This is a genomic window from Stenotrophomonas sp. STEN035 (assembly GCF_056759935.1).
Map to the genome: position 1 here is coordinate 245,318 of NZ_JBRRDY010000002.1, position 8,851 is coordinate 254,168.

Annotated in this window: 9 protein-coding genes; all 9 read right to left on the minus strand. The window is 62.9% G+C overall.

Features of this window, described 5'->3' with window-relative positions; all coding sequences use genetic code 11:
• Positions 1-43: 43 nt before the first annotated feature.
• The 9 genes from ACVOLL_RS02075 to ACVOLL_RS02115 all read right to left on the minus strand — a co-directional run bounded on the left by ACVOLL_RS02075 (position 44) and on the right by ACVOLL_RS02115 (position 8,482).
• Positions 44-1,534 carry a sigma-54 dependent transcriptional regulator gene (locus tag ACVOLL_RS02075; RefSeq protein ID WP_481511354.1) on the minus strand — a complete coding sequence of 497 codons (1,491 nt, stop codon included), beginning with the start codon at positions 1,532-1,534 and terminating at the stop codon, positions 44-46.
• The gene (locus tag ACVOLL_RS02080) at positions 1,527-1,907 is read right to left on the minus strand and encodes a response regulator (RefSeq protein ID WP_313172108.1); all 381 of its coding nucleotides are present in this window, start codon (positions 1,905-1,907) and stop codon (positions 1,527-1,529) included. Before ACVOLL_RS02080 ends, ACVOLL_RS02075 begins: the two co-directional genes overlap by 8 nt.
• A gap of 14 nt (positions 1,908-1,921) precedes the next feature.
• Positions 1,922-3,331, minus strand: a complete 1,410-nt coding sequence (gene rpoN, locus ACVOLL_RS02085; protein WP_481511355.1) for an RNA polymerase factor sigma-54 — start codon at positions 3,329-3,331, stop codon at positions 1,922-1,924.
• 261 nt (positions 3,332-3,592) lie between these two features.
• Complete coding sequence (locus tag ACVOLL_RS02090; RefSeq protein WP_481511371.1) at positions 3,593-4,225, minus strand: response regulator; 633 nt, start codon at positions 4,223-4,225, stop codon at positions 3,593-3,595.
• A gap of 78 nt (positions 4,226-4,303) precedes the next feature.
• A complete protein-coding gene (locus ACVOLL_RS02095) occupies positions 4,304-4,873 on the minus strand; it encodes a PilZ domain-containing protein (RefSeq protein ID WP_481511356.1) in 570 nt (189 codons plus the stop codon).
• Positions 4,870-5,181, minus strand: a complete 312-nt coding sequence (locus tag ACVOLL_RS02100; protein WP_481511357.1) for a hypothetical protein — start codon at positions 5,179-5,181, stop codon at positions 4,870-4,872. The genes ACVOLL_RS02095 and ACVOLL_RS02100 overlap by 4 nt, the downstream gene beginning before the upstream one ends.
• Positions 5,181-5,603: a flagellar export chaperone FliS gene (gene fliS / locus ACVOLL_RS02105; RefSeq protein WP_481511358.1), complete on the minus strand. Its 423-nt coding sequence runs from the start codon at positions 5,601-5,603 to the stop codon at positions 5,181-5,183. Before fliS ends, ACVOLL_RS02100 begins: the two co-directional genes overlap by 1 nt.
• 101 nt (positions 5,604-5,704) lie before the next feature.
• Positions 5,705-7,060 (minus strand): flagellar filament capping protein FliD, encoded by a 1,356-nt coding sequence (gene fliD, locus ACVOLL_RS02110; RefSeq protein ID WP_481511359.1) that lies wholly within the window; start codon positions 7,058-7,060, stop codon positions 5,705-5,707.
• A 234-nt stretch (positions 7,061-7,294) separates the two neighbouring features.
• Positions 7,295-8,482 carry a flagellin gene (locus tag ACVOLL_RS02115; RefSeq protein WP_481511360.1) on the minus strand — a complete coding sequence of 396 codons (1,188 nt, stop codon included), beginning with the start codon at positions 8,480-8,482 and terminating at the stop codon, positions 7,295-7,297.
• Positions 8,483-8,851 lie beyond the last annotated feature (369 nt).

Below are 8,851 nucleotides of genomic sequence, written 5' to 3' on the forward strand. Positions count from 1 at the left end.
GATGAGGGATCTGGCCGGCGAGTGTTTCGCCGGCTGAAATGGCTTACGGGCCGGTGGCTTCGGCAGAATCGCGCTCGATACCGTACTTGCGGAGCTTTTCGACCAGGGTGGTGCGCCGCAGGCCGAGCAGTTGCGCGGCATGGGCGACGACGCCCTGGGTGCGCTCCAGTGCTTCAGTGATCAGGTTCAGCTCGATGCTGGCCATGTGGTCACGCAGGTCCATGCCTTCGCTGGGCAATTGGTTGCTGCTTTCCGGCGCGGTGATCTTGCTGATCAAGCCTGTGGCTTGATTGGCAGCTTGCGCAGGTGTTGCGGCCAGCTTGCCAAGCAGCATCGGCCGCTCGTCGTCGCTGCCCGCTGCAGTGGCCAGATTTGCCTGGTCCCCACGGTACCGGCTGGGAAGATCCTGTACACGAACGGTGCCGCCGGGATGCAACACCGCCAGGCGCTCAACCAGATTGGTCAGCTCACGCACATTGCCCGGCCAGGCGTAACTGGCCAACGCCTGCAGCGCTTCCGGAGCAAAGCGGACTTCGCCACGGCCGGTGCGAGCCAACTGGGTGGCAATGGTCTCAACCAATACAGGAAGATCGCTGGCACGCTCACGCAGGGCGGGCACGTCGATCGGGAATACATTGAGGCGATAGAACAGATCCTCGCGGAACTTGCCATCGGCGATGCGCGATTCCAGGTCGCGGTGGGTAGCGGCGATAACCCGCACATTGCAGCGGATGGTCTGGTTGCCGCCAACGCGCTCGAAGCTGCGCTCCTGCAGTACGCGCAGCAACTTGACCTGCATCGGCAGGCTCATGTCGCCGATTTCGTCCAGCAGCAGGGTGCCGCCTTCGGCCATTTCAAAGCGGCCTTTGCGTGCACTCAGCGCGCCGGTGAAGGCGCCTTTTTCGTGGCCGAACAATTCGCTTTCCAGCAGATCCGGCGGAATCGCGCCGCAGTTGATGGCGATGAATGGTCCGTCGCGGCGCGGCGAGCGCTGATGGATGGCGCGCGAGACTACTTCCTTGCCGGTGCCTGACTCGCCGAGCACCAACACGGTGGTATCGAAATTGGAGACCTGCTCGATCAGCTGGCGCAGCTCGGTGACCGCCGGGCTGTGCCCGGTCGGGCCGCTGTCGCCGGCGTTGTCGGCCTGGTGTTCGGCGTCCAGTCGTTTCAGGCTGGCCCGGCGCAGCAGCGTTTCCATCTGCGCGTGGCGCATCGGCTGCTCCAGCGGCCAGACATTGGCTTCGTGCAGGCCGTAGTGGCGCGAGAAAGCCAGCGGATCGCCTTCGGCCAACAGGATCGGCGGCGGCAGCGAGGTGCCCGCCAACCAGGTGAAAAAGCCAGCAGCACGGTCGGCATCTTCAAGCGCACCGACCACCACCGCCATCCAGTCGTTGCTGCGATGGCGACTGATGTCGATGTCCTGCGCTTCGCTGACCCAGCGCGGGTTGAAGTCCATGAACTCGAGCAGGGCCAAGGTGCGCTCGGCGCGCATGCCGTCGGCGTCGATCACCAGAATGCGTGATTCACTCATCTTCTTGTACCTTGAGTCCTTCCAGGATCGGCATCACTTCCTGGATGTAGGACAGCTTGCTGACAAAATTATCGGCACCGGCGCGCAGTGCATGTTCGCGGTGCTCTGCGTCATCGAAGTGACTGGCGATCACGATGTACGGCGGCTGGTCCTGGGTCTTGATCAGGCGCGTTGCCTGCAAGCCGCCCATTTCCGGCATGGCCAGATCCATCAGCACGACCTGCGGACGCAGCGTTTCGGAGCGCTCGATCGCTTCCAGTCCATTGGCGGCGCTGCCGACTACTTCCAGCCAGTCGATCTTGCGGAAATGGCGCATGGCAGCGTTGATGAAGCCTTCATGGTCGTCGACCAGCACTACGGTGAGCTTGTTCATGGGAATCCTTGGTCTCAGCCCACACGGGCCAGCTGGGGCTTGCTGCTCTGGCGGCGACGTTCGCGGGCCGGGGCGATATCAAGCTGTTCGCGGTATTTTGCGACGGTCCGGCGTGCAATGTTCACTCCCTGGCGCGACAACAGGCCGGCAATGGCCTCGTCGGCCAGCGGGCGGGCCACCGGTTCGGCATCGATCAGGCGCTTGACCATGGCTTTGACCGCCTGGCCGGAGACGCTGGCGCCTTCCAGGCGCACAGCGAAGAAGTGCTTCAATTCAAAGGTGCCGCGCGGGGTCTGGAGGTACTTGCCGGAGGTGATCCGCGAAACGGTGGACTCGTGCATGCCGATCAGCTCGGCCACTTCCTTCAGGGTCAACGGCGCCATGCACTCGTCACCACTGACCAGGAAGGCAGCCTGACGCTCGATGATGACGCGTGCGGTGCGCAGCAGGGTGTCGTAGCGCATCGACAGGCCGCGGGTCAGCCAGCGCGCTTCCTGCAGCATGTCGCGCAGGGGTTGCGCCGCTTCGCCGCTGCTGTCGGCGACAACCCGCTCGTAGCTGCTGTTGATGGCCAGGCGCGGCGTGGTGGCCGGATTCAGTGCAACCCGCCATTGGCCGTCAGCGTGCCAGGCGACCACGTCCGGAATCACGCTCAATTCCTGCTGTGGCAGCAGGGTTTCGCCCGGGCGGGGCTGCAAGGACAGAACCAGGCGGAAGGCCTCCTGGACGTCCTCTACTTCGGCATCCAGGGCGCGGGACAAGCCCGGATAGTCATGGTTGGCCAGCAGTTGCATGTCGGCGTCGAGCAGGCGGCGCGCCAGATTGCGGGCCGGAACCTGGCCGGGTAGGGCAGTGAGTTGGGCGAGTAGACATTCGCGCAGGTCGACGGCGGCCATGCCGGCCGGTTCGCCGTGCAGCAGTCGCTGGCGCAGGGCTTCGATATCGGCGCTGCTGCGGTCCAGGCGGGCGCTGGCCAGCTGGGTCAACTGGGCCAGCGGGGCCAGCAGGTAGCCGGCTTCATCGCAATGGTCCAGCCAGAAGCTGACCACGGCCAGATCAGCATCGTCCAACTCGTAAGCAAGGGCGTTGAGAATGCGCAGCTGCGGATCGGTGGACTCGCCGGCCGCTACGCGGGCCATGCGATCCTCGTCGTCGGCGTTCCAGCTGGCACCAGGAACGTCCCACAGGTTGCTTTCGGGGAGCTCATCAAACGCTGCGGTTTCCGACTGTGCAACATCGGCATCGGTCGAAGCTGGTGCGTCCTCTGCCGGCTCCTGCAACTCCAGCAGCGGGTTGCTCTCCAGTGCCTGGCGGACCTCCAGCTCCAGCTGCATGCCGTTGAGCTGCAGCAATCGGATCGATTGCAGCAAAGCAGGCGTGAGATGGAGTTGCTGGCCCAGCTGGGCAGAGAGTGTGGCTTTCATGCGTTTCCCCGTTGCGGCCGGTTGATGGCCGCGTTGTGGAACGCATCTTGCGTGCTTCATGTCAGGGCGGTAATAGGTGTTGGCCCTATAGCTGTCAAAACCAACCCTACGCTCTGTAGGTGAATCCCCTACGCGGCGTCGATTTATTGGCGCATTGCAATCAGGGTATTTCTACAAGTCATTGATTTGTATAGATTGCAAGCCGTTGGTGACGGCTTTCCGATTTCGTGACGTATCTTCGCTTTTACTGGCGTACCAGCGTCAAGCAAGGTCGTTTTCGTGGCGGAGTGCAAGCAGAAGCAGGTCGTTGGCGCGGCGGCAGCCCAGCGATTCCATCATTCGTGCTCGATGGGTTTCAACCGTTTTGATGCTGATACCAAGGTCAGCAGCGATCTCCTTGGTGGTCTGGCCGGTGCCCAGGCGTCGCAGGATCTGCTTCTGGCGTGGCGACAGCGCGCCAATGCCGGTTGCCCGTTCCCTGCCAATCAGCGGCGCAAGCATCTTTGCTGAGATCTGCGGACTCAGAAAAACCTGGCCAGCATGGGCGGCGCGCAGAGCCAGCTCCAGCTCGGCCGGGGCCGCATCCTTGACCAGGAAGCCCACGGCGCCGCGATCCAATGCGTCACGTACATGTGCAGCGTCATCGTGCATCGACATCATCACTGCACGTGCATGCGGCAGCCGATGGCGGATATCGGTCAAGGCTTCCAGCCCGGAGCGGCCGGGTAGCGACAGGTCGAGCAGGATCAGGTCAGGCACATGAAACAGCGCCATTTCCAATGCCTGTTCGGCATTGCTGGCTTCGGCCACCACCTGGATCCCGTCAAATGTCTGCAGCAGCCGGGTGAGCCCAGCACGAACCAAGGTGTGGTCGTCGACAATAAGAACGCGCACAGGAGACCGGGTCATAACAGAAGGCTGCACCTTAGCGGAGCAGCGGGGCGGGCGCCAGAGCACAGAGTGGGAATAGGCTCACCGGTTGCGGCGACTGTCGGCAATCTGCTTGCGATGCAGGCGGAACAAGTGGCGTTCAACTGCTGCCAGCAACGCATCGTTCTGCGTATCCAGACGCAGCCACAATTGCAGGCCTTGGGCTGTATCAGCCTCGGCCAGAACCAGGACCGGTAGTTCAATGGCGTCTGGAAGCCATTCGGCCGGCTGAAGACTGACGACGCCCCGGGTGCCGACCGCGAAGCCGCCCAGCCGTTCGCGCTGCAGGCGCAGGCCATGCCGTGACCAGCGCAGCTGGGTGGCTGCTGCAACCGGAGCCTCGCGCTGGAGCAGGCGCCCCAGCAGCACCAGGGTCAGATCCAGGCGTGCCTCCAGCCGCTGCAGCTGCAGGCTGTTGTCGTTGCGCTCGTCGCTGTCGTCCGCGGTGCGGGCGTCTTCGACCAAGGCGATGCTGCGCAGGAGCATTTCGGCACTGCCTGGGCGCCTTACCGTGGTACCGGCTTCGAACACCGCGGGCAGCGACAGTTCGCAACTGAGTGTGTCGTCGAACAGCTCGGTTTCTGCTGGGTGGGCGATGCCGGTGGGATTCATGCCAAGGTTCCAGCCTGTTGATAAGCGCTGGCCGCACGGGTGGATTGACGCTCGGCGCGCAGGTGCTGGGCGGCTTGGTCGCGCAGATCCTGCATCCGCTCGGTTACGGCCCGTTGTTCTTCCAGCAGTGCCTGCAGGGCATCGGCACTTCCGGCGGCGCCATTGTCCAGGATGTAGTTGCGCAGGCGCAGATCGTGGGCGGCGACAATCTGCTCTGCGCCATCATGATCTTCGGCGTCGATGGCATTCTTCAGGGCATCCAGATCTGCGTGCAGATCATCGAGTGCCTGGCTGGCGGTGTTGGCCATCAACGCGCACCGCTGGCGGTGGGCATGCCGCGCTGCTCCGCAGGAATGGCATTCCAAGCCGATTCGATTTCGTTCATCAGCGACAGCGACTCCTGCAGGGCGTTGACGTCGTTGTTGAGGTTGCCCTCGGTCAGGCGGTGCAATACGTACTCATACAGCGATGACAGATTGGCTGCCACGTCGCCGCCGGCCTCATGGTCCAGCGAGCCGTTGAGATGACCAATGATGGCACAGGCTTCACCGATGGCCTTACCCTTCAGCGCTTGATCGCCACTGGCCAGGCAGGCTTCCGCGCGGCGGATGCGCTCACCGGCGCCCTCGAGCAGCAGGGCGACAAGGCGATGGGGGTCCGCATCGATCACGCGGCTTGAAACCCCGACCTTGCGGTATTGCTCGGCATAGTGGCGGTTGGCACCGTACATGTGGATGGGACTCCTTGGGTTCAACCGCTACGCGAAATGGTCGTCAAAGCGGTGGGTTGGGTGGTGGATGAGTGTCACTAAGCGCGGTGAGCGCTCAACTACTAGGACTTGGATGCGAGCTGCTGGGCCAGATAGTTGCTGGTGCTTTGCATTCCCGCGACCAGCGTGTCCATCGCGGTGAACTGCTTGGTGTAGCGCTCGGACACCTTCTCCATGCGCGCATCCAGTGCATCCAGGTCCTTCTCAAGCTTCTTGATCTGCTTGTTGAGCGAATCGGTGCGCTGGGTCAGGGTGCCGGTGCTGTCCAAATTGCTCTTGAGCATGCTGGCCATGCCACTGGAGAGGCTGCCTTTACTACCCAGCAGGGCCTCGGCCGCTCCCGGGTTCTCTGCGACGGTCTTGTCAAAGGTGCTGCTGCTGAAGCTCAGCGTACCGTCCTTGTTGATGGCGACGCCGAGCGCCTTCAGATCGACGACATTGGCGCTGAGCTGGCTGCGCATCTGCTGCTGCAGGCCGCGGATCATAGAATCGCCGGTCAGCGTGGACGCCTTGTCATTCTTGGCGTCATAGCTGGTCGCACTCTTCAGCATGCTGGTGGTGGCGTTGTAGGCACTGATGAATGCCTGCAGGTTGATCTTCAGCGGCGAATTGTCCTGTGCCACCGTCAGCGTGCGGGTCGTGCCAACCTCTGCCTTGCTCAGGTTGAGAGTGATGCCGGGGATGATGTCGGTGATCGAATTGCTGCTGGATTCACGCTGAAAGCCGTCCACACTCACCTTGGCGTTGGTGGCTGCGGTGGTCTGCGCCATGCCGCCGGCGTTTCCGTCCCAGGTCAGCGCGGACAGGCCGCCGTTGCCGCCGCTGGCGCTCACCTTCAGTGCTCCGTCGGTGCCAGCATTGACCGCGTTCATCACCAGGTGTTGGCCGTCGCTGGCAGTAATGATAGTCGCGTTGACACCTTTGCCGTTGGCGGCCTTGTTGATGGCCGCGGCGACTTCCGTCAGCGTTGCGCCTTCGGCGATGTCGACGTCCAGCGTCTTGTCGCCCCAGGCGAATGACAGCGTCCCGTTACCCACCGCAGCATCGGCGGTGAACGCGCCGGAGCTCAGCTTTTGCGTGGTCGCCAGGCTCAGTACTTCAACGTTGTAGGTGCCAGCGGTGGCGAGGGTTTTACCGGTACTGGCATCGGTGATGATGCTTGTGCTGAATCCCGAGCCTTCCGGGACCGTGGCTTTGTACGAACGGATATCCGAACTCTTGACCATCGCCTCCAGTGCCGACTGCAGACCACTCAACGAACTCTTGACGTTGCCCAGCGCCGACAGTTTGGCAGTGGCTGCCGTGCCCTGCGAGTTGATCCGATTGTCGGCTGGCTTGCGCTCGGCGGCGACCAGCTTGGCGACGATGGTCGGGATGTCGAGGCCGGAGCCGACAGCAGCGAGAGAGGAGGTGGCCATTGTGTTTCCTTTGTTCTAGGCGGAAGGACGCCTGTGCAGCTATCCCTTGTATCGGCACGCCTGCCCTGCAACTTTAGGCAGACGGCGACGGTTGCCGTGCAGACCATGCAAGTGGCGTGCCGCGATACGGGTCGTCCCCGACTGCAGGAGTTGCAAAAACGCGAAACCCCCGCCAACTGGCAGGGGTTTCGGGGACGTCGAAGGCGGTGCCGTTGTTCCGGCACCGCAGTTTGCTTAACGCAGCAGGCTCATCACGTTCTGGGTGGAGCTGTTGGCCTGCGACAGCATGGCGGTACCGGCCTGCTGCAGGATCTGGTTGCGGGTCAGTTCGGCGGTTTCCTTGGCGTAGTCGGCATCACGGATGCGGCTACGCGAGGCGGACAGGTTTTCCGAGGTGGTCGACAGGTTGGAGATGGTGGAGCTGAAGCGGTTCTGGATCGCACCCATGTCGGCACGCGAGCTGTTGACCGCGGTCAGTGCCTTGTCAACGATTTCCAGGGCCTGCTGCGAACCGCCGACGCTGGAGATGTCCAGGTCCTTCAGGAACTTGGTGCCTGAGCCGGCGTTGGCAGCCACGGTGCCTGCGGTGATGCCCGCGCCCGAGTAGGCCAGGCCGGCTGCGCCGGTCTTGGTGGCGTCGGTGAAGGTGAAGTCCTGTCCGGCCTTGACCGAGGTCATGCTCAGCTTGCCGGAGCTGTCCAGCGAAGCATAAACGCCGGACTGGTCCATCTTCTCGTTGATTGCTGCGGCAACCTTCTTGCTGATGTCGGTGCCCGTGTCGCCGACGGCGACCTTGACGGTTTCGATGGCGATGCCGTTGACACTCATGCCGCCGATCGAACCGGTGGCGGTTGCTGCGCCGGAGGCCAGTGCTGCGGTCGAGGTCGAGGTGGCAGCGAAGCCAGCGCGGCCCAGTGCGTCGATGTTGGAATCGACGATGCTGTTGATGCCGATGGTCTGGCCGGCGTCAGCACCAACCTGGAACAGGGCGCCAGAGAAGCTGCCATCCAGCAACTTGGTACCGTTGAAGCTGGTCTGGTTGGAAACGCGGTCGATTTCCTTGAGCAGCTGGTTGACTTCGGAGTTCAGCGCTTCGCGGTCGGTCGAGGAGTTGGTGGCGTTGGACGACTGCACAGCCAGCTCGCGGATACGCTGCAGGTTGTTGCCGATTTCGACCATTGCGCCTTCAGCGGTCTGTGCCAGCGAGATGCCGTCGTTGGCATTGCGGGTGGCAACGTCCAGGCCGCGGATCTGGGTGGTGAAGCGCTCGGAGATGGCCAGGCCGGCGGCGTCGTCCTTGGCGCTGTTGATGCGCAGGCCCGAGGACAGGCGCTGGATCGACGTGGCCAGGCTGCTGCCGCTCGTGTTCAGGTTGCGCTGAGCATTGAGCGACATGATGTTGGTGTTGATGACTTGTGCCATGATTTCGGATTCCTTTTTGTCGTTTGATCCGGCAGCTCAACCTGACCGGTACTGAGTGCAGTGGGAGGTGCCGTAGGGGCCGCAGTACCGCTGCTGATATCAATAACGGCAGCACCTTCCTGCGCTTTAGGGCTTCCGTAAGATCTGATTGGCAAAAATCTCTGTCCAATGCCTGAGAGGTGCGAGTACCTGCTTGTGGGGCCGGGGTCAGCCGCGAAGCTGGCAACGCCGAAAGCCCGGTGGACCTACGATCTGATCATGTACCAGCTTCGCGGCGGGCGCCCGGCCCCCAAAAATACACAAAAAAAAACCCCCGCAGCCGGGGTGGTTAAGTTCACGGGGGGAGTGGGTGTTCTTGAGCACGGCGCG